Source organism: Halobellus sp. H-GB7 (assembly GCF_030848585.1).
In the GTDB taxonomy this organism is placed as follows: Archaea; Halobacteriota; Halobacteria; order Halobacteriales; family Haloferacaceae; genus Haloquadratum; species Haloquadratum inordinatus.
Window position 1 is genome coordinate 1 of sequence record NZ_JAVDDW010000031.1, and the last position, 1,122, is coordinate 1,122.

At 56.0% G+C, this 1,122-nt stretch carries 2 protein-coding genes; both read right to left on the minus strand.

Features of this window, described 5'->3' with window-relative positions; genetic code table 11:
* Positions 1-48: 48 nt before the first annotated feature.
* Positions 49-318, minus strand: a complete 270-nt coding sequence (locus RBH22_RS17760; RefSeq protein ID WP_114604733.1) for a hypothetical protein — start codon at positions 316-318, stop codon at positions 49-51.
* A 147-nt stretch (positions 319-465) separates the two neighbouring features.
* On the minus strand, positions 466-894 hold the full coding sequence (locus RBH22_RS17765) for a universal stress protein (protein WP_114604734.1): 429 nt from the start codon (positions 892-894) through the stop codon (positions 466-468).
* Positions 895-1,122 lie beyond the last annotated feature (228 nt).

The window sequence follows — 1,122 nt, forward strand, 5'->3', positions numbered from 1 at the left end:
CTGGATCTCCCAGTCGGCTTCAACAACCACGACTGACGAAGCACCCGATCACGACTCGATCTCTCTGATAATTTCGTCGGCTTGTTCACGGGCTTTTTCTTCACCCACGTGCTTCTTGATCAACACGGACTGGACAACCCACTCATCGGCGTCTTTCCGCTTTCCCATCCGCACCTCACTCCCCTCCGAGACTGAATCAGAGGTACGGTCAGCCCAGTCTGGAGTCCGAATTTGATCGAACTGGTCAGGGTCCCGATACCGAACGTGGATGTACTCGTCCTCTGTTGTAATCGACTTGGCCTCTGGAATTCGTGCCATGGCTGTTCGTAGGACAAGGAAATGCAAAAATCAGCGGGTCAATTCGAAACTGAAGGGTTATGAGAAGTACTCGCCAGCTATCCAGATCGAGAGCGTTTTCCTCTGTGGTTCACCGTTTCAGGGCGAATCTGGAGGCACAGTTTGCGGTCACCTGACGACAGTCACAGGCACTGATGCACGCTTCATCACCGTTTCAGCGACCGAACCCATGAGCATTCGAGCAATACCCGAGCGTCCGTGGCTTCCGATGACGATCACGTCGATGCCGTGTGTGTCCGCGTACTCGAGGATCTCGTCTGCGGACTTGCCAATCTCGCTTTCCGTCTTAACTACCCGGTCGTGCTCGTCTGCCTTCGCCTCGGCCTCGGCGAGCAGTTCTGCCGATCGTTCCTGGGCCCGTTTCCGGAGCGTTTCGTCCCCGACCAGTGCTTTCGCGGTGTAGCTCTCTTCGATGTAGTCGATAACGTGGAGGACAGTGATCGACGCATCCGAGTACACGTCGAGCGCGTGCGCCAGCGCCTTCTCCGAGAGCGGGGTCCCATCGTACGCAACGAGCACCTCGTCGACGGAGGCCATACTCAAGAGATGCGTGTCAAAGCTACATATAGGCGCGGGAGCACACGAGTCTGGAGAAAGGGGCGCCACCTGTATTGGCAGATCTCTCTCGATAGAACAGACTGTCCCGGCCGCAGAACTAGATCGGAAGCAGGAGCAGAAGTATCGGGAGGACAACCAAGGAGATGAGAAACCCAGTCAGGTACCGACGGTTGGTAACGAGTCGGTTTTGGATTGTCTCGATAGCTA